The organism is Planctomycetia bacterium (assembly GCA_015075745.1).
Classification (GTDB): domain Bacteria; phylum Planctomycetota; class Phycisphaerae; order UBA1845; family UTPLA1; genus UTPLA1.
In genome coordinates, this window is record JABTTW010000001.1 from 900,641 (window position 1) to 924,884 (window position 24,244).

Annotated in this window: 19 protein-coding genes; 5 read left to right on the forward strand and 14 right to left on the reverse strand. The window is 60.7% G+C overall.

Annotated features, from left to right (window positions below):
• Window positions 1-15: 15 nt before the first annotated feature.
• The 3 genes from HS101_03590 to HS101_03600 all read right to left on the reverse strand — a co-directional run bounded on the left by HS101_03590 (window position 16) and on the right by HS101_03600 (window position 2,229).
• Entirely contained in the window at window positions 16-1,032 is a 1,017-nt protein-coding gene (locus HS101_03590) for a hypothetical protein (GenBank protein MBE7505348.1), read from the reverse strand.
• On the reverse strand, window positions 1,029-1,814 hold the full coding sequence (locus HS101_03595) for a hypothetical protein (GenBank protein MBE7505349.1): 786 nt from the start codon (window positions 1,812-1,814) through the stop codon (window positions 1,029-1,031). The genes HS101_03590 and HS101_03595 overlap by 4 nt, the downstream gene beginning before the upstream one ends.
• A gap of 61 nt (window positions 1,815-1,875) precedes the next feature.
• Window positions 1,876-2,229 carry a ferredoxin family protein gene (locus tag HS101_03600; protein MBE7505350.1) on the reverse strand — a complete coding sequence of 118 codons (354 nt, stop codon included), beginning with the start codon at window positions 2,227-2,229 and terminating at the stop codon, window positions 1,876-1,878.
• Window positions 2,230-2,473: 244 nt separating this feature from the next.
• Between HS101_03600 and speB the strand changes: the two genes are divergently transcribed.
• On the forward strand, window positions 2,474-3,355 hold the full coding sequence (gene speB / locus HS101_03605) for an agmatinase (protein MBE7505351.1): 882 nt from the start codon (window positions 2,474-2,476) through the stop codon (window positions 3,353-3,355).
• 649 nt (window positions 3,356-4,004) lie between these two features.
• On the opposite strand, the gene tnpA is transcribed toward speB, so the two are convergent.
• The 8 genes from tnpA to HS101_03645 all read right to left on the reverse strand — a co-directional run bounded on the left by tnpA (window position 4,005) and on the right by HS101_03645 (window position 15,948).
• A complete protein-coding gene (tnpA, locus tag HS101_03610; GenBank protein MBE7505352.1) occupies window positions 4,005-4,457 on the reverse strand; it encodes an IS200/IS605 family transposase in 453 nt (150 codons plus the stop codon).
• Window positions 4,458-4,739: 282 nt separating this feature from the next.
• Window positions 4,740-5,729, reverse strand: a complete 990-nt coding sequence (locus HS101_03615; protein MBE7505353.1) for a hypothetical protein — start codon at window positions 5,727-5,729, stop codon at window positions 4,740-4,742.
• A 1,114-nt stretch (window positions 5,730-6,843) separates the two neighbouring features.
• Window positions 6,844-8,172, reverse strand: a complete 1,329-nt coding sequence (locus HS101_03620; GenBank protein ID MBE7505354.1) for a glutamate dehydrogenase — start codon at window positions 8,170-8,172, stop codon at window positions 6,844-6,846.
• 186 nt (window positions 8,173-8,358) lie between these two features.
• Complete coding sequence (locus tag HS101_03625) at window positions 8,359-10,095, reverse strand: ABC transporter permease (GenBank protein ID MBE7505355.1); 1,737 nt, start codon at window positions 10,093-10,095, stop codon at window positions 8,359-8,361.
• A gap of 45 nt (window positions 10,096-10,140) precedes the next feature.
• Window positions 10,141-11,340 carry an ABC transporter ATP-binding protein gene (locus HS101_03630; GenBank protein MBE7505356.1) on the reverse strand — a complete coding sequence of 400 codons (1,200 nt, stop codon included), beginning with the start codon at window positions 11,338-11,340 and terminating at the stop codon, window positions 10,141-10,143.
• Complete coding sequence (locus tag HS101_03635) at window positions 11,337-12,794, reverse strand: hypothetical protein (GenBank protein MBE7505357.1); 1,458 nt, start codon at window positions 12,792-12,794, stop codon at window positions 11,337-11,339. The genes HS101_03630 and HS101_03635 overlap by 4 nt, the downstream gene beginning before the upstream one ends.
• A gap of 7 nt (window positions 12,795-12,801) precedes the next feature.
• Window positions 12,802-13,812, reverse strand: a complete 1,011-nt coding sequence (locus tag HS101_03640) for a protease modulator HflC (GenBank protein MBE7505358.1) — start codon at window positions 13,810-13,812, stop codon at window positions 12,802-12,804.
• A gap of 66 nt (window positions 13,813-13,878) precedes the next feature.
• A complete protein-coding gene (locus HS101_03645; GenBank protein ID MBE7505359.1) occupies window positions 13,879-15,948 on the reverse strand; it encodes a hypothetical protein in 2,070 nt (689 codons plus the stop codon).
• A 182-nt stretch (window positions 15,949-16,130) separates the two neighbouring features.
• On the opposite strand from HS101_03645, the gene HS101_03650 reads away from it, so the two are divergent.
• Both HS101_03650 and HS101_03655 read left to right on the forward strand, forming a co-directional pair.
• Window positions 16,131-17,336, forward strand: a complete 1,206-nt coding sequence (locus tag HS101_03650; GenBank protein ID MBE7505360.1) for an ABC transporter permease — start codon at window positions 16,131-16,133, stop codon at window positions 17,334-17,336.
• Window positions 17,337-17,483: 147 nt separating this feature from the next.
• Window positions 17,484-18,335 carry a CBS domain-containing protein gene (locus tag HS101_03655; protein MBE7505361.1) on the forward strand — a complete coding sequence of 284 codons (852 nt, stop codon included), beginning with the start codon at window positions 17,484-17,486 and terminating at the stop codon, window positions 18,333-18,335.
• Here HS101_03655 and HS101_03660 read toward each other — a convergent pair.
• Together HS101_03660 and HS101_03665 are read right to left on the reverse strand one after the other, a co-directional pair.
• Complete coding sequence (locus HS101_03660; protein ID MBE7505362.1) at window positions 18,332-19,123, reverse strand: PhzF family phenazine biosynthesis protein; 792 nt, start codon at window positions 19,121-19,123, stop codon at window positions 18,332-18,334. The genes HS101_03655 and HS101_03660 overlap by 4 nt on opposite strands.
• Window positions 19,124-19,159: 36 nt before the next feature.
• Window positions 19,160-20,194 (reverse strand): tetratricopeptide repeat protein, encoded by a 1,035-nt coding sequence (locus tag HS101_03665; GenBank protein MBE7505363.1) that lies wholly within the window; start codon window positions 20,192-20,194, stop codon window positions 19,160-19,162.
• 365 nt (window positions 20,195-20,559) lie between these two features.
• Here HS101_03665 and HS101_03670 point away from each other — a divergent pair, with 365 nt between their 5' ends.
• Window positions 20,560-21,438 (forward strand): OmpA family protein, encoded by an 879-nt coding sequence (locus HS101_03670; GenBank protein ID MBE7505364.1) that lies wholly within the window; start codon window positions 20,560-20,562, stop codon window positions 21,436-21,438.
• Between the two features lie 115 nt (window positions 21,439-21,553).
• Here the strand turns inward: HS101_03670 and HS101_03675 are convergent, their stop codons facing one another.
• Complete coding sequence (locus tag HS101_03675; GenBank protein MBE7505365.1) at window positions 21,554-22,567, reverse strand: peptide chain release factor 2; 1,014 nt, start codon at window positions 22,565-22,567, stop codon at window positions 21,554-21,556.
• A gap of 256 nt (window positions 22,568-22,823) precedes the next feature.
• On the opposite strand from HS101_03675, the gene HS101_03680 reads away from it, so the two are divergent.
• Window positions 22,824-24,140, forward strand: coding sequence for a metallophosphoesterase (locus HS101_03680; protein MBE7505366.1), 1,317 nt, complete (start codon window positions 22,824-22,826; stop codon window positions 24,138-24,140).
• Window positions 24,141-24,244: the final 104 nt, after the last annotated feature.

Sequence of the window (24,244 nt, forward strand, 5' to 3'; positions counted from 1 at the left end):
CCGATGGGCCCAGGATCACATCGCCTTGATGCCGATGCGGACGGTGTGCGACTTGTGATGCACCCCCAGCAGTGTCATTCGATAAAGCTCGCCCGACTTCCCGCGAAACGTCTGCGACGAGCCGGGCATCAGATCCCGCACTTTCTTGATCCGCCGTTTGCCGTCGAAAATATCCATATCGACTTCGCCGTCGCCGTCCGTATCCTTCAGCTCCAGCGTGATGCCTTCGAGCGTCCTCAGGACGCGCGGATATCGCCGATCGCGCTTGCTCAGGGTGTGAACGATCAGAAACCCGCCCCGGTCATCGGCCCGGCGCTCGGCGTCCATCGATTCTTTCGGCGGCGGCTTGATCACGCCGCGCGGCGATTCGATCCGCCGCACGGCCTTGGCAGGCGCTACCGGCGTCATCTCCCGCGGCGCCTCACCCGCCGGCTTTTCGGCGGATGTCTCAATCGGTTTTCTGCCGGCGACCGGCGGCCGGCGTGGTTCGAAGTTGCGACTGGTCTCCGAGCTTGCGCCATCTCTTGCCGCCAGGGCGCCCTGCGTCGCCGGATCGACCGGCGCCGGGCGTGACGGCCGAAGCGCAATCGCCGTGGCCGGCGCTGCCTGTTTCTCCTCGCTCATCAACAGCGCGGCGCTGCCGCGTCGAAGATAGTCCGCGCTGACCAACGCGATCTTGTCGCCATGTTCAGCCTCGATCCGGCGGATCAGCTCCGGCGCGTTGGGATGATTCGGCATGATATCCAGCACGCGCATCAGCAGCCGCCATGCCTCGTCGTACCGGCCCTGATCCATGGCCGTGATCGCGGCGCTTTCCGCTTCATCAGCCGCGCCGGGCGCCGTCCGCTCAAGGGCCGCGGCGACCGCCCCGCTGCGTCGCGCCGCGCCGGATCGATTGAATTCATCGTAGGCTCGGGATGAATCGCCGCGCTCCTCGGCCTCTCGCCCGGCCCGATAGTGCTTGTCCACGGCGCATCCCGCCCCGATCAGCACCAGTAGAAGACAAGTCACCCATGGACGGACAGAATTCATGATGGCGGACTCGCAGTGCGCATTTCGGCGCGCGCGACGACGGATCGATCCAGCGGGAACGGTTCGCGCGAGAGGATTCTCGGCGCGATCACCGTGCCCACGAATCTGCGGTCTGTCACCGACGTGTGACTGCCCGTCCACCCAAAGCCCAGATACGACGGCTGCCACGGCAGAACCACGACGCGATCGTAAGCCTCAATCGTCTGCGCACTGGCGGCGGTGGGCAATCTGAACCCAACCAGGCCCGCCGGAGAGCCGCCACGACGGTCCGCATTCGCCGGAATGCCCGCGAGGATGACGTCGTGCGTGCTGGCCGTCGCATACAGCCTGCCCTTCACATGCCCCATCGCCTGCGTCAGATTGCGTTGAGACGAAGCAGAAGATGAAAACAGTACCACACTATCAACGCTCACACCCTTCGGTAGTTCATTCAACGCCCGCAGGATCACCGCCGTTCCCGCGGACAAACCCATCAGGTGAATCGACGAATCCGGATCGACCTTCCTCTGGGCCTCGATGCGACGAGCCAGTCTCTGGCCTGTCGCGCGACTGTTCGCTCTGATAAAGTGATCGTGCGCCGGACCGAGAAACGAGCTCCATAAAAACGTTTCAAACCGGCCCGTGTAGCCCGCCTGACGAAGCCCAGACTCAACCCCGCCCGAGCTGGCATACCATCCCGCCCCGTCCAGAAAAATCACCAGCGGCCCCGACTCCGGCCGGCTGCAACCCGCACCGGTGGCGCAGAAAACCAGCGCAATGGCGATCAAAAAGCTTCGCTTCATGGTTGGTCAGAGTATAGGGCCGGCACGCTGGATATCGACCAACAGGAGGAATTCGGTCGAATCACGTTCCGCCCGGCTCGGGAATGTCCCAACCCTTGGCCTTCTCGTTTTCCTGAATCTGCTCCAGGGTCAACGCACCCGGCAAAGGGTCCTTCTTCTCGGTGATGTTTGTGCCCTTACTGAACAGGTCCTTGTTCTTGTCGATCCACTCCTTGTATTGATCAGGGCACTCATCCTCGGTGTAGATGGCGTGGATCGGACACTCAGGGACGCACAGGCCGCAGTCGATGCACGTATCCGGGTCGATCACCAGCATCGCGGGGTCTTCGATTTCCCAGAAGCACTCGACAGGGCAAACCGTGGCACAGTCGGTATAGCGGCAGTTTACGCAGCGTTCCGTGACGATGTGAGTCATAGCTCGAATCCTTGGTACGGGTTCACAAGTCGTTCGTCATACCCGCCAATGCTCGGGGCGAACAGGCGTGTAATAGACAAAGTTGCGGCGGTCGCGTCAACATCACAAAAACGAAGGCCCTATCGCTCTCAAAATCGCCCAATCGCCCGCGTTGCGGACCGGCCGCAATCGGCGGAAGATACCCCCTCGTTTGCCCGACACCCGAAGTCAGCCGCCTACGCCCAAGCAGGCAGGAGCGAGACCATTGGAGACCATCCCCGACAACTTCCTGGGCCTCCCGCCCCGGTACTGCGACCCCAAAAAGGCCCGCTATGCCATTCTCCCGCTCCCCTACGATGGCACCGTCAGCTACCAGACCGGCACCCGCAACGGCCCCCGGGCCATCATCACCGCCAGCCAGCAGGTCGAGCTCTTTGACGAGGAATACGGTAAAGAATTCACAGCCGCCGGCGTCATGACCTGCGACCCCGTCGCCCCGGAGATGGCCGGGCCCAGGGAAATGCACGAATCCGTCTATCAGGCGGCGCGGCAGGTCCTCGCCAAAAAGAAATTCCTCATCGCCCTTGGCGGCGAGCACTCCCTCACCTCCGGCCTCGTCCGGGCAGTCAAGCGGAAGCACAAGAAGCTCAGCGTCCTCCAGATCGACGCGCACGCCGATCTCCGCGCCGAATATGAAGGCACGCCCTACAGCCACGCCGCCGTCATGCGCCGCGTCGTCGAGATGGGCATCCCCGTCGTCGCCGTCGGCATCCGCAACTACAGCCTCGGCGAACACCAGTTCATGAAGAAGCACGGCATCACGCCGGTCTCGGTACGCGAGGTGCGCACCAACGCCGACTGGCTTCAGCAGGTCGTCGAGCAACTGACGGACAACGTCTACGTGACCATCGACATCGACGGCTTCGACCCGGCCTACGCCCCCGGCACCGGCACCCCCGAACCCGGCGGCCTCGACTGGTTCCAGGTCAACGACCTGCTCAAGGCCACGGCCATGTTCCGCAACATCGTCGCCGCCGACGTCGTGGAAGTCCTCCCCCAACCCGGCACCGCCCAAACCGAGTTTCTGGCCGCCAAGCTGGTCTACAAACTCATCGCCCACGTGGACGCCAACCGCCGCCGGGCATGAGATTTCGGTTTTGAGTTCCCCCACGCTGCACCACATACCAGCCCGAAGCGCAAGCGAGGAAGCCCATCCGCGCTGCACTGCACGGCGCATGCTTGAATCCGGTGACTGGCTGTTAGGCTGGCTTATCCGGGAGAGGCCTGCGCTACCCTTTATAAGAATCCAAATCCGATAGGGCCGATTCAAATCGTTGAACAGCCTTGTCATTTCGGTAGAGCGTAAAGGCTGCTCTCTCTGACGCCGCGCCCGGATACCCTGACCACGGAATGAAATACTGATTAGCCCATGACAACCCGACGGGTGCGCCGAATCGTAGTTACGCAAGAACCGTTATCAGGTAAAGTGAAACGCGGCGCAGCTCACCATCTGCCACCGGCACACTGAGGTCCTCTATCACGTCGACCGTTCTATGGCAGATTGCGCGTTGATGCAGCGTTGTATATCAGGAAATGTTCCTTGCGATTCACGTCCGGCAGAGGCGCCGGACGCTACGCAGATGCGCAAGCCGCTTTAGCCCCATCGGGGCGCCGGATTGTAGCCACGGGTGGAGCGAAGGCGGCGCTAGCCGACGAGCGCAACCCGTGGAATTGATCGCGCAGCGCTCCCCGCCCCGGCTAGGGGCGGAGGAAGCTTTCGACTGGGCAGAGGTGCATCAATCACACACATACTTCACGTCGAACTCGACACCATGCGCCGTCAGTAGTCGCAGCAACTCCGATCGAAAGTCCTCCCGCCGATGATGCTCCGCCTGATTCGCGATGTATTTCTTAACCACGTCTTCCTGCGACTTGCTGACCGAAAAGGCGGAGTAGCCCTCTTGCCATGCAAACGCGGCGAGTCTCGGAAAAGTCTCATGGACCCATTTCGACGACCGCGCTTTCACGACTCGCATCAGATTCGAAATCGATTCGTCCGGCCGCCAGCGCACGTACAGGTGAACGTGGTCCTCTATACCGCCAATGTCGAGCAGTGTCCCCTTCTCACTGCGAACAATCCCGCCGATGTACGGATAGAGCCGCTCTGCAATCTGCGAGCTGATCCATTTCTCGCGATGCTTGGTGCTGAAGACGACGTGTAACAGAACCTGCGAGTACGTGCCGGGCATGCGACACCTGCTGGTTAACGGAGACTTCCAACGCCCCTCCGGGGCTTATCCTACTCGCCGAACCATTCCACGGGTTCCGCATCGCCAACGGCTGGCGCCTCGGCGATGCTCCACCCGTGGCTACAACCCTGCGCCCCGTTGGGGCTGTGAGCGGCGAGGATGTCACCGAATGATCGACCCTCCAATCCGCTGCCTCAATTGTCGATTCACTCGTGCTGCTCGCGAACGCTTATTGACTGGCTGCTAGGCTGGCTTAACCGGGAGAGGCCTGCGTTTCCCCTTCTAAGAATCCAAATCCGAGAGGGCCGATTCATATCGTTGAACCGCCTTGTCATTTCGGTAAAGCGTACAGACTGCTCTCTTTGATGCCGCGCCCCGGATTCCGACTCTCATGACAACCTTAGTCCTGTCATGGTCAATTCGCGTGACATTCAGTTCGAATACATAGACGGAATCATCTTGCCGAGTTGTTTCGATCGAAACGCCACTCGAATCCGGTTGATACCTTGCGGCGACTACTCTCGCCGCCCCAATCATACTGAACGCGCGATCACCATTGCATACGAGCTGATGGGGGTTTTGAGACATGCCCTCCACGGTCCCCGTCCAGTCGAAGGTCCCATCATCCCGAATAATAATCTTCGCCATCATGTCGTCGGGCGAAAGAGTCCACGCGCCTGCGATTCTGGAGCGGTTGTCAATGCGCAGGAGTTTTTGATCGTGCCGCGACAAAACCATCGTCTTGACGGGCCTTCCTAAGCCCTGAAATGTGCCGCAGTCAAATCTCGCAGTTCCATCTTCGCGAAGCTCAAGTGCGAAGTCCGCTTCCTTCAGCGAATCGGTATAAAAGCCGGGATCGGTTCGCTCGATCGTCACACTCGATCGAGTTGGGGTGTACTCCGCCGCGCTCAGCTTGAATCGGCCATGGAGCGGGCGTCTGCTCACACATTCATCTCCGACGTGCTCAAGATCGTGAATCCCGTAAACCGAGCCGGCGGAAGAGCGTGACCAGTCAATGGCGCCGTTCGGTAGGATAGAGACGAATACGATTTTCTCATAAGCTAGTGCAGGTAGATCCTTCCCTCGCGAGTTTTGTCCTCCCGTGATAGCCTCGTCCGCGTCTGCATAGGTGATTGACCACCTCCCTGCCAGCTTTGAAAACGTCGGCTCTTCACAAACCCGCTTATGGGTCTTCGCGCAGCCAAGCCCGGACCCCATGATGATGACGATCAGTCCGCCCAAGCCGTTTCGAATGACTGGCTGAAGAACCATAGTCAAGCTCCTTGTAGTGCGGTCCTCACTCCGACCCATACGTACATCAAACCGCGTTTGCCTCGAAATATCCAGTAAATACCCATGTTCCCTGCATTATCTGGCATCCGATGTTCCACGCCGGTCGCAGCCCCGCGCGAACACGGAGCAAGAGTCTCTAATGCAATGCCCACAGCATCACCCAACCTGCGCACGCAACGAACCGTCCCTCGCCTTTACTGCTCAGAAGTGCGAAACCCTGAAACTCGTTTTCACAGTGTCACTTTGTCAGCCCGTTTTTCAAAGACTTACAAACGAACTTCCCCGAGTTTTTCCACGCCCGTTCGGGCATACACCCGTCGTGTTTCACCTTGCGCGTTTTCACCAAAAACCGCCAAAAACCCGAACCGCCCCAACACATGCCCGCCACAGGAGTTGGCACGATTCCCCAAGGCCTTGTGTCACCTTATGTCACCTTGGCTTTTGCAGTGCTTACGCGCGATCAGCGCGCGAATGTCTTCACCCTGGACCCCTTGGAACCTCGACCCCTGGGCCCCTCGTTTTTTCGCCTATTGTCACCTGCGATTCTGCCCATTCCCGTGTGAACCATCAGCCCAAACAAAACGCCTTCACGTCCTCACAAATGCATCGCCCCCGATCGAGCCCCGAATGGGGCGCCGGGTTGTAGCCACGGATGCAGCGTCGTCGGGCACCGCCCGACCAGCGCAATCCGTGGTCAGCGTTGCGCAGAGAATTCCACCCCGGCAGGGGTGGAGGAGTCACTCAAATGCGCGCAAAAAATCACCCAAACCGCGCAACATCGCAACCCATGCCCGCCACAAGTGTTGCCACAATCCCCGAACGCGCTGTGTCACCGTATGTCACTTTCGATTTTGCACGACTTGCGCGCGATCAGCGCCTCTGTCTTCACCCTCGACACCTCGGCCCCTGGACCCCTCGGCCCCTTTTTTCGCCTATTGTCACCTCGGCTGCCGCGCGCCGGTGACCCCCTCCCGCGCAACTGGGCCCTGCGCCCCTGCCCACGGCGCGCAAAAAAACGAGGGCGCGCCCGGCGGGGCGCGCCCTCGTGGTTCACAAAAAAATTCCCCGCGCCGGTGCGGCGCGGTCGGCCGCTCTAGACGCGCTGTCGCGTCGCTTCGGCGACCCGCTCCAGGGCCACGACGTAGGCCGCCACGCGCATGGGCAGCTTCTGCTCCACCGCCACGCGGTACGCGTTGTTCCAGGCGCTCATCATCCGCTTTTCCAGCTCCGCGTTCACGTGGCTCTCTTCCCAGCGCATCTGCTGGAGGTTCTGAACCCACTCGAAGTAAGAGACCGTCACGCCGCCGGCGTTCACCAAGATGTCGGGCACCACCGTGATGCCGCGGCTTCGCAGTTTCTCATCGGCCTGCGGGGTCAACGGCGAATTCGCCGCTTCAATGACGATCCGGGCGGAAACCCGATCGGCGTTCTTGTGATCGATTGCGCCGCCCAGGGCCGCCGGAATCAGGACATCCACATTGAGCGTCAGCAATTCGGCATTGGAAACTTCTTTCGCCCCCGGAAAGCCTCCAACCGTGCCGGTCGACTTCATGTGCTCGCAGAGCTTGGGAATGTCCAGTCCGCGATCGTTATGAATGCCGCCGTAGACGTCCGAGACGGCGACGATCTTCGCCCCCATCTCGTGAAGCAGGCGAGCCGTCCACGATCCGACGTTGCCGAATCCCTGGATCGCGACCTTGGCATTCTTCAACTCGATCTTGAAAGCCTTGCAGGCCTCGCGGGTGATGATCGTGGTGCCGCGACCCGTCGCCGCCTCGCGACCGAGGCTGCCGCCGAGATTCACCGGCTTACCGGTCACGATGGCCGGCGTGTAGCCGTGCTTCTTGCCGTACTCGTCCATGATCCAGGCCATGACCTGCGGATTGGTATTGACGTCCGGCGCGGCAATGTCCCGATAGACGCCGAGGCACATGTCGATCTTCTGCGTGAGGCCGCGGGTGAGCTTCTGCAATTCGGTGCGCGACATCTTCGTCGGGTCGCAGGTCACGCCGCCCTTGGCCCCGCCGAACGGAATGTCCACCAGCGCCGTCTTCCAGGTCATCAGCGCCGCCAGCGAGCGGACTTCGTTCAGGTCCACCTCCGGGTGAAACCTCAGGCCGCCCTTGTAAGGACCGCGCACCGCGTTGTGCTGCACCCGATAGCCGTGAAAGAGTTCCAGATGGCCGTCATCCATGCGCACGGGAATCTGAACGATCAATTCGCGATACGGCGTTCGCAGGAGCATCTGAATGTCCGGCTCGAGCTTCATGTGGTCCGCGGCCGCCTGAAACTGGGCGTCCGTGATGTGATTGAAGTCAAAGTGTTTCGAGGGAGCCTTGGTCTCGTGGGCCTTGTGACACTGATCCTGCTCGTGCGGCGGTTTATTCTTACTGTTCTTCGGGCTCAGGGTAGCGCTGGACATGGGCTTGCATCCTTTCGGTTCGTCGTAAAAAGCGACTGGAAATCCGAGAATTCATCGCTCGAATCGGCAACACACTTGATGTTCCGCCTCAACTGTCCCATAAGCGGCCTCAATCCGGTTCACCCGGGTGCCGTGGACCGGGTGTCGACTGGGAAAGCCCCGCGATATGGGACGACGGGGACAAGTTTAGACTATCACGGCCGCAAGCTCTCGGCGACGCAGCGTGAGAACACCGATAAAGAGGACCGCGGCGCCCTTGAGCAGGCTGAACTTCCAGGCGGCATCGCCGAGCTGCGACCAGCCGACGGCGCGGCCTTCCATCAGTTTGGTGACGGGATCGAGATCGCCGATCGACAGCGCCCACCCGAGGGCCTCCACCGTCAGGCGGCGCGTCTCATAGACCAAAGTGCGCTGTTCCGGCGGCGGGGCGTATTCCTTCGACACGGCCAACGAGTCCGCGAGAAACCCCATCGAACTGCTGATGATGTAGAGCGTGAGGACGATCAACGTCCCGACGGGAAAGCTCAGGAATGTCGAAGCGCAGACACCGAAGGCCGCGAGACAGGACAAGGGAATCAACATCGCAAGAAGGGCCTGGGTGAACCCAAGCTCCCAGGGACCGATGCGATAGAGAAGCTGAAGCCCGTCGTTCGGCAGGTCGAAGATGGCCTCGATCTTTCGCGGATCGATGTTCTCGAACCCCACGATGACCGTGCCGTCCTTCTCAACGCCGTTCTGTGGAATCTCTATCTCTTCATAACTGTTGATCGGGACCTGGTCGATCTTCGGTTGAAACTTGGGCTTTTGCGGATCGCCGAGGGTCCAAAGGCACAGGAGTTTATCTTCTTCGAGTGTGATCCCCTCAAACTGCGTCGCCAGCGGCTGACGTGGCGCGCGAATCTTGAATCGCAGGCTCATGACCCAGCCCGTTCCCTCCTGCGGCGCGGGCCCCTTGAGAGACCACACGCGCCCCTCGCCGTACGAGATCGAACAGAATGCCCCGGTGAGTTCCGCCTCAATCTGACGACGAATCCGCTGCACGGTCCAATCACTCGGCAGACGATTCTCTTCCTTGAGCTTTTTATAAATCTCCTCGATGTCCTGCGAGAAGTCGGGCACCGGCGCCGAGATCACCGACCGGGTGACGAGGACGCGGCGCCGCAGCTCATCGAACCGTCGCAGGTTCACACGCGTTCCTTCCGGAAGCCGAAGGAGCATCACGCCCACTTCTTCCTGTGTCTTACCGAGTCGCTCCGAAAAGAGCGCGATCAGCGGACTCCCCATGCCGCCCTTTCCGACACCCTTGGCGTCGGACAGGGCCGAAACGGTGGTCGCGGCCTGGTCCGGCGTGAGGCTGCCGTGAGTGACGAGGTCGTGTCGCAACTGGGATTTGAAGTTGGCGATGATCAGGTGAGTGCCCGAATAAGTGAGGACCGCGGCGAGCAGCAGCAGCACCAGATCGACCAGCATAACCCCGCACCACTTGCCGACGACGATCTGCCATCGCGGGACCGGTTTGGAAACGATGCCGTAAATCTGCCGGCTGGCGATCTCCACCGAGAGGCTTCGACAGGCGAACAGGATGGTCAGGATGGCCAGGAGAAATCCGGCAAAGCCCATGGAGTAGGACACGAACATCTGAACCCGACCCTTGATGGTTCCATCACCGGTCGCGGTGATGCAGAAGAGCGGGACGCTGATGAGGATGAGCACCGCAAAGCCGCCGGCCACCTTGGCGCGAAGACCTTCGGCAATGGTCGTTCGCATGATCGCGGCAATTCGCTGCCTCGCGCCGCGCAGCTCCCATCCGCCGACCTCGCCCGAGCCGCGGCCGAAGGCGTGCTTGATCACGTACACCAAGGTGCACAGCCCCATGAGGGAGCCGAAGGCGAACATGATCATGAAAAAGGTGGATTCGTTCACGATTCGATTTCGTCGCTCGCGAGGACAGTCAGCCTGCGCGCCGCCTTAGTTCTTATCGGAGGACTCATCCGGTGCGCTGCCTTCGCGTCCGGCCTGCAGCAGGCGATCCAGGACAGCCTTGTCAGGCTCGCGCTGCGGGATCGGCGACTCCACCGGACCGGTCGGTTTCTTCGACGCTTCCTGCTGGGGCTCGAGCTTTTTCAAGACTTCGGTCCTGACTTCCGGCGCGGGTGCGGACGGTTGCGTCGCCGCGGGTTCCTGGCGCCGGCGTCCGGCCTCCACAAGAGTTTCAACAATGGTTTCCGGCTGACTGCCCGTACCGCCGAGAAACTGAGATACGCCCCGGCTGGATTCCGCGCCACTGGTCTGCAGCTTGTCGCGCTGAGCCTGACTGACAATGCGCAGGAAGAGGGCCTCAAGCCGATCGGTCGGATGATGAACACCGAGTACGGTGCTGCCGGACTGCTCGATGACCTGCCGGACTTTCTCCACAGTGGCTTCATCAAGCTGACCCGCGCTGATCTCGGTGATGTCACGCCGCTGGAGCAGATCACTAACAGTCCCGGACGCCTGCATTTTTCCACCGTACATGATCGCGACGCGGTCACAGACATCTTCGACGTCGGCAAGGAGGTGACTGCACAGAATGACCGTCTTGCCGCGCTGCCCGAGAATCTCGATCACGTCCTTGATCTGGCGCGTGCCGACGGGGTCGAGCCCGGTCGTCGGTTCGTCAAGAATCAGAAGGTCAGGATCGTTGACCAGCGCCTGGGCGAGGCCGATGCGACGGGCCATTCCCTTCGAGTAAGTTCCGACCGGTCGACGTGCGGCGCGCTTCAGCCCGACCATGTCGATCAGTTGCTCGGTCCGCTTGCGACGTTCGACACGATCGAGCCGAAAGAGCCGCCCGTAGTAATCGAGCGTTTCGTAGGCGTTCAGATAACGATAGAGATAGGATTCTTCCGGCATGAAACCGATGCGCGCCTTGACGGCTGTATCGGTGGGGGGACGCCCGAAGACCCTGGCCACGCCCGAGGTGGGATAGAGCAGGCCGAGGATCATCTTGATGGTGGTGGATTTTCCCGAACCGTTCGGACCGAGAAGGCCGAAGATCTCGCCGGGATATACCTGCATGTCCAGGTTGTCGACGGCGAGAACCTTGTCGCGTCCCCAGAAGTCCTGAAAGACCTTGACCAGACCGATGCACTCGACGACCGGCTGCAAGTTGCCAACGCGCTCCATCATGGGCCGGCTATCCTTGCTGGGGCGCGGACGACACCGCCCTTACCCATGTTTCTGGCGGAATCCGTCCTGGGCTCCGAATCATTCTTGTCCTCAGCGGACAGATTTGCGCCTTCGCTGCTGCGCGGAATCTGGAGCCAGATGCGGCCGCCTTCTCCCGGCTCGGGCAGAAAAATCTTGCCCACGCGTTTGTTCGCCAGTGCGTCGGAATACGTCTCATCGCGCAAACGCGACATGAAGATCTGCGGGTTTCTCCGATACTCAGGCAAGAGGAGTATGAACTGATCGTAATCTCCGGCGACTTCCTTCACGAACTGGTCGCGGCGAATCTGGGCATCCTTGATGATCGCCTGCGCCTCGCCGCTGGCGCCATCCAGGGCCGCCTCGACCAGTGCGGCCTGCTTTTCGACTTCGGCGGAAAGCCGTGCCACCTCGGCGGCATCGGACGGACTCTTTGACTTCTCTTCCGAGAGGCGCAGCAGAGTCTCAAACTCGGCATCGACCAGGTCGGCGATCTCCTGGAAGCCCGGCCCGGCCGTTTCGCGCAGCCGCTGCTGCGCCGAGGCCAGGGCCTTGGTGATCGCGCCGGACTTTTCATTCTGTGAGGCGAAGACTTTGTCGAAGACCTCCTGCACCTGCCGCGGCGGCATGATGGCTTCCGTCGTTCCCCCGGCCTTCGGCGCGAGAATGCCGGTGTCGGCGTTGACGGCAATGCCGAGCGACTCGCCGCGCGTTTCCAACTCTTTCAGCTTTTCGCTCAGGCGACGACCCACGGCAACGAGGAACCGATCCTGTCCTTTGCCGCGAATGTCGAGCGCCTCTCCGGCCGCGGCGGTTTCGATGACGGCGTTGCGCGCCAGGCGATCCAGAATCGAATACTCGGGTTGGCGGAGATACTCCTCAGACCGCACATTTGCCCCCTTCGCCGGCATCGGATGTATATTCATCAGGTAGGCAACGGGATCGACGATCTTGTACTTGACGATCAACGAAGCGTGGAGAATGTTCACATCGCCGGTGATCAGGTAGTCATCCCGCATCGGGCTCAGGTTGTCGTATCGGAAACCCTTGATGCCTCCGGTTCGCTCTTCATCCGACAGTTGGAAAAGGAAGTTGACGGGCAATTCGCGCTCGTTGACCGCCACCTTCACCCATCGCTCAAATGGATAGGGCCACGACCAGTGCCAGCCCGGCCCCAGTACGGCGCTGTCGAGCGAAGAACCGACTCCCATGATGCGGCCATAGCGCGTGACAAGACCGACCTCGTGCTGCTCGACGCTGAAGAACCCGCTGAAAAAGTAGAGGATCACCAGCACGAACATCACGAGCTTGAGGATGCCAAAGCTTCTGCGCAGGGCATCAGCCAGCGATTGATTGGCCGGATCGAACCCGGTCTGGGAAGCCTGTCCGAGGGGGAAGTCCTTGCGGCCGCCGGATTGTGAAGGCGTTTGAGTCATGGTGTTTTCAGTTTCCCGGCCTTTTCTCGGTAACATCGGGCGCCGCGCCGAGCTTTTCTCCAAGAGTGTCATCGACGGCGGCGCCAATCTGATTTGCGTCGCCGGACTCGGACGCCCTTTTGAAAGAGATCGCCGCGTCACGAATCAAAGAAAAGGGAGCGAACTGGGCCGCATCGAGGACGATGGTCAACTGACCGCCCTGGAAGATTTTCTGGAGGGTTTCCTTCTGTTTGAGAAAATCACTCAGGGCCCGCTCCTTGGCAAACACCGGGTAATACTTTGCGGCCTCGGCCTGTCCAAGACCTTCGATCTTTTTGGCGTAGGCGTCGGCTCTGGCGAGGATTTTTTGCGAAATCTCATTCGCGTCCGAACGGATCGCCTGGGCCTTCGCCTGACCATCAGTGGTGAGTTCCGTGATCGTTTTCTGACGATCTTCCTTCATCCGGGCAAAGACCTCTCGCGTGACCGACTCAGGAATGCCGAGGCGCTGAATGCCGACGCTCACGATTGCAATGCCGTAGTTGCCTTCCGCCGCCTGCTTGATGCCGGACAGAAACTCCTCTTCGATCTGGGTAAACTTCATTTCCTTCTCATCCACGTTGACCAGGTGGCTGAGGGGATGTGTTCTCAGGACCGTAGATACTCGGTTTTCCAGCAAGTCCTGAATTTTTCGACCCGCGGCATCCTCCCGACCGACCGTCTTAAGGAACTTTTCTCCGTCGTCGATGCGCCATGTGGCATAGGCCGTCATGACGACGGTCTTCTGATCTTCGGTTCCGAGTTGTCGAAACTCGGTGTCAAAGGTTCTCAGCCGGGTGTCGTAGCGATGGACCCGATCGATGGGCCAGGGCAGCTTGAAATGCAGGCCGGCGTCGCCCGGTTCAATGACGGTCTTGATCTCGTCGAAACGCGTCACGACAGCGGTCTCGGTGAAGCTCACCTGAAAGGCGCACATCATGAACAGAATGATGACGATCAGGAGGATCGCCACCAGAATCGCAGGCATGTTTTTTGTCATACTCTCTGTTCCTGAATCGATCCGACGCCTGCAAAGGGGCAAGGCCCATTGCATGATCGACGACTGCTATTTTGGGGACTCCATGCTGGCCACTTCGGCGGCCAGGGCGTCGAACTCCTGCGGAGGCCGCAGGTCAAATTCGTAAACGACGGCGCCCGGTTTCTCCACGGCGATGATGTACTTGCGCACATTGCGCAGTCCCTTTTCGAGCATGCTCAAATACTCTCGCAGGACGAATACATGAGGCGCAGCTTTGTAGGCGGCAACCTGAGTCTCGAAGAGCTCGGCGCTCGACTTTTCAACAAAGAGGCTCGTGTAGGTCGTCTGGCTCGCGACGGCCGTTCGCTCGCGGGCCTCGCCGCCGACTGTCTCTCTCAGGAGCTTTTCGACTTCCCTTTCCTTCGCTGACAGCTCGTTTGAGGCGGCGGCGCGGAGACGATCCTCTTCGACAATTCCGTCGTAGAGTTCCTTCCAGTGCTCGCCGGCCGCGGTGACACGGACCTTTGCCGCGTCGCCTTCGGCTCTCTTGATGGTGGCCTCGCGCGTTTCGTAAGCACTGACGACGTTTTCGTAGGACTTGGCCACGTCTTCATCGGGCGGCGGATGTACGCCGGCGACGGAAACCAGGACGATCTCCACGCCCAGCCCGCCGCCGTCGAAACCGGCACTGTCGCATGCCTGCTGAATTCGTTCGTGAAGGGTATGCGCCGCCTCGATGCCCTTGCCGCCCAACAGGTCGAGCACGTCGGTATGGGCGGCATAATGGGTCAATTCGCGATAGGCGATGGATTCGATGATTCGCTCCACGTCCAAAGCTTGCGAATAGAAACGGATCACGTCGCCGTTGGTGTTTCTGATACGCCACTGAATGGGGACGTTCATGCTGAGCAGGTTGATCGGCACTTTTGAACTCGCCGATGCCGCGCGATCAGCGACCAGCAGTTGATGCTCTTTCTTATAATGTTTGACAGTCCAGAGGATCGGCTGCCCGGCCATTTCGTCGTCGACGACTCCTTCTTCCTCGTAGCCGACCTCCAGACGCGAAATCCGATCGACGGGAAGAATGTGAGCGCGATCAAGGGGCCAGGGCCAGGTGAAGTGAATGCCGGCCTTGGCGGTTTCTTTCCGCAGTTGTCCAAGGTGGGTGATGACGGCCTGGTGACCCGGGGCGACGACCGTCACGCAGGTCAGTGCGACGATCACGACGAACTGAACCAGGACCAGCCAGAGCACATACCTGCCCATGAGCTTGTAGAACCAAGTCTCGCTGACCCGAAAGCCAAACTGGTAGTCGATCGAGTTCGCGACGCTGCGCAGGATGCCGCCCGGCTCGCTGAAGATGCCCAGCAGGCGGCTGTCGTAGAAGGGCCGCTGCTCTTCGCCGGGGACCCGGGGGCGATAGAATTCCACGATGAAGCTGGCAATGGTCTCCACGGCAAGAACGATGAGTAATCCGCCGATGCAGCGACCCACCCAGATTTCCACGGCAGGCAGCTTGCTGATGACACAGAGCATTGCCAAAGCCGCGGCCAGAGATGCGGCGCTGGTGCCGAACATGAAGTTCCCGCCGGGCCGGAGCAGATTCCACTCCCGCAGGCGACCCATCCCAAGGGCATATCTCGAGAACATGAACGTGACAAAGGAGATGGCCCCGCAGAAAAAGATGAGTACCGTGGGGTTGAGAATCGGCTTGTCGCCCAGTTCGGTGATGGCGGGTAGCTGCATGGCCCAGGGGAAAATCGATGCCCCGGCCAACAGGTGTAGAGCGGCGACGATGATGGCGAGAATCGGGACGAGAAATCGCTCGATGGCGCGAAGCCGACGGCCCATGGCCAGCTTGTCCATCTGATCGAGTTCTTCTTCCTGAAAGATGGTTTGCGCCCCGCCGAGCCGTTCCTGGCGTTCGCGCTCAAGGGCTGCCAATTCGAGGCGCTCCTCCCCCAGGAGCCGCTGTTGATGGAGCTGGATCAGCGAAAGCAACCAGATGCCGACGGCACAGAGCGACTGGAAGGCGACCGCCCATATCACCGTGCTGCCGTTCCAGATGGCCACCAGCCCCAGAACGACGCCCGCCATCAGGCTCAGGATTGCTCCCAAACCCGCGACAACCTCACCTCTCTTGTCCGCTGTTTGCATCGTCTTCCTTAAATGAGTGCAATCCAGGTCGCCCCAGGGCGGAGCGGGGCAGGGTATCCGGTCGCCTGTTAAGCACTCGGGCGACCCACCGACGCGGAGCAACGTATTCTAGGGAATACGGGCTGCCTGCCAAGCACTACTCTTAGACCGCCTTCTTCGATTAGGATGCCCGACCTGACGGCATGACACAAATAATAGCGATTACCCGAAACACCCTCCTTCAGACTATTCGCCAGCCGGTCTACGGAATCATTGTATTCGTGACCCTCGCGGGAATCGCCCTGACCCCCTCGCTCACCGCCTGGACCCTCGACGACGACAATAAGCTTCTCCGCGATATAGGATTGTCTACGCTTCTGATCCAGGGGTTGTTCCTGGCCGCTTTTGGCGCCTCCAGCGTACTTCATACGGAAATCGAGGACCGCACGGTATTGACCGTCGCCTCAAAGCCCGTCGGAAGGGGCACTTTCCTGCTCGGAAAGTACTTCGGTGTCCTCGGCGCTCTCGCCCTGGGACACTACCTCGCCGGGCTTGCCTTTTACATGACCATGCGGCACGGCGTCCTTCAGACGGCGGCCGAGACCAGCGATCCGACGGTCCTGCTCTTCGGGCCGGGCATCATGCTGCTGATGGTCCTCGCCGCCGGCACCCTTAATTACCTTTGGGAGTGGCGGTTTCTTCCCACACTCGTCAAGCTTTCCGTCCCGGCGCTGACCATCGGAACCGTCATCCTGCTGTTCATCAACCGGGAATGGAAGATCGAAGCCTACGAATCGGTGCAGCCCATCGAGCGCCTGCCCGCGGAATGTCAGGACCCCGCCTCCTTTCAGGGCATCATCTCCTTCCGGCCGGACGAAGGACAGTCACACCTCACCGGTCACCGCGGCATGCTCGTCCATAACGACTGGAAAGGCCCGATCAGCATCGAGGATCAGAACATCCTGAGAGAACTGCACGACACGCCGAAGTGGCGTCAGGATGTGGACCTTCTCGTCGACAAGACACGCAAGCGTCAGGGGCCGGAGATTTTCAAATCGGCCGTGCTCCTCTTCGTCGCGGTCGCCCTGCTCGGCGCGATCGCCCTTGCCGCGTCAACGCGACTGGGCGTGATGGGCACATTCGTGACATCGCTGCTTGCGCTGGTGGTGGGGCTGTCGGCGGATCAGGTGCTGCGCCCTTTGGCGATAGCGGAAGACGCGAGAATCTGGGCCGTCATTGCCTATCGCATATTGCCGAATTTTCAGGCGTTCTGGATGGTCGACGCCCTCAGCGAAAACCTCGTCATTCCGTGGGACTACATCGCTTCGGCCGCGGGCTACGGAGTTCTCTACATCGCCGCCCTGCTGCTGCTCGGAATGGGGCTCTTCGAGACGCGCGAAGTCGGATAAGTCCGCAATTCCGGAGAACAAATCCCCTCTGCGTGCCGAAAACGTCGCTGCGTGACTGCCGCGCCGCCCGGGCACACAACTTGCCTAGTCTTAAGGCGAGTAAGACAAGATCGACGATTCAGGTCACTTGCACGGTGGAGGCGGACCATGAAACTCGGCAATATCGCCACGCAATTTGTCATCTGCCTGAAACCTCGGGACTCGTTCGACCGGGCCATCACGCTGATGGAAGAACACGGCTTTCATCATCTCCCGGTCATCCAGGATGGGCGCGTCGTGGGAATGATCTCCGATCGTGACCTCCTGCTGGCCGTCGGATGGCAGTTGGAGGCTCAGCGCCGCTTGTCCGGCAGCAGGCGCGATTTCGCCGGGCCCCGAAACGTTTCCGAGGTGATGTCAAAACCCGTTGTGTGTCTGTCGCCCAATGACGATCTGCACACCGCGGCGCGGGCCATGATTGACCACAGCATCAGTGCAATTCCCTTGACGACCGGAGACTCGCTGATGGGGATCGTGACCAAGATCGGCCTTTTGAAGGCCCTGTGTGAATCGGACCCGCCGATTGTCCGCGTCGATCGATTGGCGGAGCCGGTCGCCGGGCACATGCGGCATCACGTCCATACCGTCGGTCCGCAGGACCCGCTTCACAATGCGTCGAGGATCATGCACGAAAAGCACGTTCGGCATCTGCCCGTCACGACCGAGGGCCTGCTGATCGGGATGATCTCCGACCGCGATATTCGCCAGGCCTGCGGCCGCGAGATCATCGAAGACGAGCAGGCGGAAGCGCACGGCAGGCTCTATGCCTCTTCGGCGCGCGTCCTTGACGTCATGTCGCACCGACTCGAAACGACAACCGCCACGACGCCCCTCAAAGAGGCCGCGAATAAAATGCTCGACGCCCAGATTGGGGCGCTACCCGTCGTTTCGGGAGAGCGACTGATCGGGATCATCACCCACACTGACGTTCTACGGATTATCTCCGAGTCAGCCGCTTAGAGTTGTGACAGTCGGATGATGCCCTGGAGATAGGTCACGCATTGACCGCCGATGTGCACGCGATCGCCCGCTGCCCGACAATGCAGTTCGCCGCCGCGCGCGGAGATCTGTCGGGCGAGCATTTCGCGCTTGCCCAGTCGCTGTGCCCAATAGGGAATGAGCGTGCAATGGGCCGATCCCGTTACGGGATCTTCGGGGACGCCTGCCTTGGGGGCGAAGAATCTGGAGACGAAGTCGCAATCCGACCCAGGGGCTGTCACGATGACGGCGAAGGCGTCGAGCGCGGCCACCCGGACCATGTCCGGCACGAGAGCGCGAACCTGTTCGGCCGTCTCGAACACTGCCATCAGATCGCGCGATCGAATCGCGCTGATCGGCCTGGCCCCCAGCGCGGCGGTCAATTCGGAGAAGACATCGATCGGTTCACCGGATCGCGAAGGGAAGTCCAGCACAAGGCGGTCCTCTTCGGTGGTCACCGTCAGTACGCCGCTCTTTGATCGGAAGCGGATGCGATCCGCCGTGAAGCCCAGTTCCGTTTTGAGCACGTGAGCTGTTGCAAGTGTCGCGTGTCCGCAAAGGTCCATCTCAACGGCCGGCGTAAACCAGCGAAGATGGAAATCTGACTGGCCCGCGGCCTCGGGGACGATGAAAGCCGTCTCCGCGAGGTTGCTCTCCATCGCGATATTCTGGAGCGTATCGTCCGTAAGCCAGGCATCGAGTGGGACGACGCCCGCCGGGTTGCCGGCGAACAACCGCGAAGCAAAGGCGTCAACTTGGAAGAATCGCAGGTTCAACGACAGTCCATTTCGCGCGGACCAGGAAGTCTAGGGCGCCGCCTGTTGACGCAGCGAAGCGAGGATTTCGTCACGCAAACGCGCCGCGTCCGCGTTGTTCGCATCATCCGCCAGGACACCCTTGAGTCGATCCAGTGCATCCTGCGCACCGCCGAGTTCCCATTCCAGTCGGGCCAGGAATACGGAGCATTCGTGGAGCTTCGGATCCTTGTTGACTCCTTCAAGCGCGTACTCCCGCGCCCTTAGAAGCGCGATCCGCCTCTCTGAATTGGCCTGGTCCCGCATGGCCGCCCCCAGGGTGAAATAGGTATTTGCGTCATCCGGGTCAGCGGCGCGCTGGGCCTCGAGAATGGAGACTCTCAGGGTGTTCGCCTCCTTGAGTTCCAGGTTGTTGTCAGGCTTAAAGGGGTCTGCACGAAGTTGACCGTTGAGCAGGGAAATCGACTTTTCGGCGGCGCGCAGCGCCGAAGCGTAGTCTTGAGTATTGAGATTCATCTGCCCCAGCTTGAGCTGTACGCCGGGGTCGTTGGGGGCCAGTGCGGCGGCCTCGTCGGCGTAGCGCAGCGCCTCTTTTGACAGGGCGCGTCCGTTGTAGGCGATGGCGAGCTCGATGGCGATTTCCGCTTTGACGTTTTTGCCGTTCAATTCCACGGGTGCGAAATCCTTGGCCCGCTCCAACGGTCGAACGGCCTGAAGGTACATGCGGGACTCGTTGTAAACCCTGCCGATGGCGTAATAGCCCCGAAATTCGTTTCCGGCGTCCTTGTTGAATTCCTCCAGAATGTTGATCGCTTCGGCCGCCCGACTTTGTTGGATGCGTAACAGGCCCAGGGCAAGGGCCAGTCGGGGCATGTTGGGTTTGGAGCGCTTGGCTCGATCGTAGAGCGTAGCGGCTTCCTGATATTCCCCGGCGTCGATCTTGAGGATGGCCTCTTCCAGCATGTCTTCGGGCGACTTGATCGAGGGTCCGGCGTCAGCCTGCTGGGCTACGGCCGGGGTGGGGATCCAGACGGTCAAAATGCCCAGGACGAGCCCCAAGCAAACGGCAAAGCGGTTTTGGCTCATATTCGGCTCCTTGTCGATCATCTTTCAAAGGTCTCGTCTATCGGGGGATACGACATGGATATCGCTCAGTTCGGTCCGCCCTTCATCGTCCGTCGAGCCCTGTGAGTTTATCGGCGGCCCAGGCCGGACTTACCGGTAATCGCCGAGCCGGGAACAAGAATTCGGCCGGCCATCTGGCCTCGGCCGGATTGTAGCCGATCCGAGCCGTCCGCGGTGGCGGGGCAAAGTTTGCACCCATCGGGCTGATCCCTGCATTCAGGCCATTGAAGTAACGGGGCAAGACATGGATAATGCCCCCCGCTTACAAGACGGAGCGGCTTCCGCGGGGATGTCCGCGTCGACGGATCGGTACACGGAGGATCATCATGCGTCGCGTTAGGATGTTATGCGTGCTGGCGGGGCTCGCGGGATTGGTTTCGACGACCGCGGGTTGTGTTTCAAGAGACGAGTTTCTCAGGACCGAGTTTGCCCGGCGCAAAGCCGCCGAGCGAGCCGATGCACTCGAGCGAGACCTCGCCGACGAGCGCAACAAATCGATGGCGCTGGAATCCGAGCGCGAGGCGCTTCGCCGCGAACTCGACACGAAGTCGGCATACGCCGAGACGCTGCGCGGCGAAAATGAGCGGCTCGACGAATTCGTGAGAAAGCTCCAGGCCCAGATGGACCAGCTCGCCAAGGGCGTCGGCACCATCGATGTTGTTCAAGTTAAGTTGCCGCCGGAGCTTGATCGGGCGTTGAAAGAACTCGCCGCCAAGTATCCGGACCAGATCGAGTACGACGAGAAGCAGGGCGCTGTCCGCTGGAAGAGCGACCTGACCTTCGGCAAGGGCAGCGCCGACGTGCAGGGCGCCGTCGAGGCATCACTGAAGGCGTTCGCCGACATCGTCAATTCGGCTTCCGCCAGTCAGTTTGAGGTGCTCGTCGTCGGCCACACGGATAACCTCCGCATCGGACCGGTGACGGCACGATTGCATCCGACGAACTGGCATCTCTCCGCGCACCGCGCCATCGGCGTCATGTTCAAGCTGCGCGACTATGGCGTCGCTCAGCAGAGAATGGGCGTCATGGGATACGGCGAGTTCCGATCGCGCGTTCCGAATCCTCCGTCGGGCGGCGAAGAGCGGAATCGACGCGTCGAGATTTTCCTCGTCTCCGGCAAGGATCGTGTCCCGGGGATGGACAGCAGTGCATCGGCCGGCTCCTTCGGCGGCGACATCCTGGCGAACACGCCTGACGCCGAGTAACGAGGCGGTCTTCATCGACAACAAAAAAAGGCTCGGCCGGTTTTGCCGGCCGAGCCTTTTCTTTATTTACCGGGGATATCTGAACGCCATCTCATCCGACAAGCGGCGACGTACTTTACCTTTTCGCGCGCTTTTCGGCACGACGACGCAGCATCGCCTCCAGAAAGTCATCCAGATCACCGTCAAGGACTTTTTGCGGATTGCCGACCTCGACGCCGGTGCGGAGGTCCTTGACCCGCGGATCGTCGAGGACGTAATTGCGAATCTGATTGCCCCAGGCGATTTCGCCCTTTTCGCCATAAATCTTGCTCATCTCACTATCCCGCTTGGCCTGCTCGATCTGCTCAAGCTTGGATTTGAGGATGCCCAGCGCGCCGCGCTTGTTCTGCGCCTGACTCCGCTCGTTGACGCACTCGACAACCAGACCCGTGGGGATGTGGCGGATGCGCACGGCCGTGGCGACCTTGTTGACATTCTGTCCGCCCGCGCCGCTGCTTCGGCAGAAGAAGAGGATGTCGAGGTCTTTTTCGGGCAGCTCGATTTCGTTGTCCGGAAAGACGGGCAGGACGTCGACGGCGGCGAAACTGGTCTGCCGCTTGCCCTGGGCATTGAAGGGACTGATGCGCACGAGGCGATGGACGCCGGCTTCGCAGCTCAACCAGCCGTAGGCATACGGACCCTTTACGAGCAGGTCGACGGACTGAATGCCCGCGCCGTCGCCGTCGCGAGAGCCGAGTTCCTCCACCTTGTAGCCGCGCCGCTCGAAAAAGCGCAGGTACATCCGCAGAAGCATGGACGCCCAGTCGCAGGCCTCGGTGCCGCCGGCGCCAGCCTGAATGCTGAAGTAGCAGTCTCTTGCGTCGTTGGGGCCCGAGAGCAGGGCCATCATGCTGACGCGCTCGACCTCTCCTGCGAGGGTCAATCGCTCGTGGTCGGCCTCGGCCTTGGCGGCGGAATCGTTTTCCTCGTCGGCCAGCTCGTACATGATGCCGAGGTCTTCGAGGCGACGCGAGACCGACTCGACCGGCTCAATGAGCGACTTGAGGGCTTTTAACTCGACGATCAGCGGCTGAGCCGATGGAGACTCCCAGAAGCCGGGCTCGCCCATGCGGGCCTCGACCTCGGCCATCCGCACTTTCTTTTTAGGGATGTCAAAGACTGTCTCGGATCGAGTTGATGCGATTGGTCAGTTCTTCGGTTGTCGAGGTTCCATCGGGTAGTGGCATGATTCCATCCTTCGCTCGCTGAAGTATCGTCGCGTGTGAGATGCGGCCTTATACTCCATTTGAATATAGTCGCTGACGGGATCATCGACAAACGGCGTGGATGCCGGACGCCCCAAGATGGGCCGATGTGCCCGAATACCTTGATGGAGATTGCCCCTGGTGAACGAAGAAAAAGTGAACAACGCCGCCGAGAGCTCATCTGATGTTCTGAAAAAATCGCGAGGTGTTCTGACGCGGCTGGCCGTTCTCGCCGTGATCGTGGCAATTGGTGCGGGGTTCGTTGTCGAGCAGCGAACGAGGCCGCGATTGCTTTCCGGTCCGATGGTGCAGATACCTGAGCCGGGGGCGCTGACGATTGTGTGGCAAATGGATGCGCCGCTGGGCGGTGGCGCGGTCTGGCTGGAGACCTCCAAGGACAGCAATCAGGTAGCGAGGGCGACGATCAATGGCAAGATCTCAGAGAGTGGGAATGCGGGGCGCTACGAGGCGACCTTTTCCGGATTGCCTGCGGGGGCGGAGTTTGACTATCGGGTTGTGAACGAACGTGGATTGTTCGGGAGCACGGTTCTGGCTGGGCCGTACAAAACAAAGACGCAGCCACCGCGCGGCACGCCGTTTCGATTCGTCGCGTTTGGCGACAGCGGCAACGGCAGCAACACGCAGGCGGACTTCGCCCGCAAGATTGCCGCGTCGAATCCCGACCTCATTATTCACGTGGGCGATCTTGTCTATCCGGCCGGAGACGGCAAGACCTATCGCACGCACTTTTACGAGCCGAACGCGGAGATGATCCGCCATGCGCCCTTCATGCCCAGCGAGGGCAATCACGACGTGGCAACCGACGAGGGGCGCCCGCTCTTGGAGCATTTCGTCTGTCCGCGGAACGGGCCGGAAGGCATCGAGCCGGAACGGTGCTATTGGTTCGACTATGGCGACGCCAGGTTTGTCGCGCTGGATACGAACGTGACCGAGTTCGGCGGTGCGCTGACGCCGGACCAGCTCAAGACGGTGGTCGCCCCGTGGGTGCGGCGGGTGTTTCAGGATTGTGATGCACGATGGAAGTTCGTCTTCTATCATCATCCGTTCTACACCGGGAGCGAACACTCGGCCGAGGGGTCGGCATTCGTGAAGGAGGCATTTCTCGACGCGTTCGAGGAGTCGGGCGTGGACATGGTGTTCTGCGGGCACAACCACTTGTACGAACGAACAGCACCTCTGATGAAAGATCAGATTGTCGAGGACGGCCAGGGGATCGTGTACATCGTGACCGGTGCGGGCGGCGTGAGCCGGTATGCCGAAACTCTGCCCAACCCGCCATACATCAAGTATTACAACGTAGACGTGTTCAGCTATACGCGTGTGGATCTCACCGCGGATCGGCTGGAGTTAAAGCAGATCGACGAACACGGCAATACGATCGACACCTACACCCTCGAGAAGCCGGCGCCAACGCGGACTGCTGCGACGAGCCGATAAGACGCGGCGGAGATGCTTGATTGTTACCGGATGCGCGCGGACACCCGGCGACGATGGCAGTCATGTCATCATTCGGCCGTTCGTGAGGCATCATCTGGAATCAG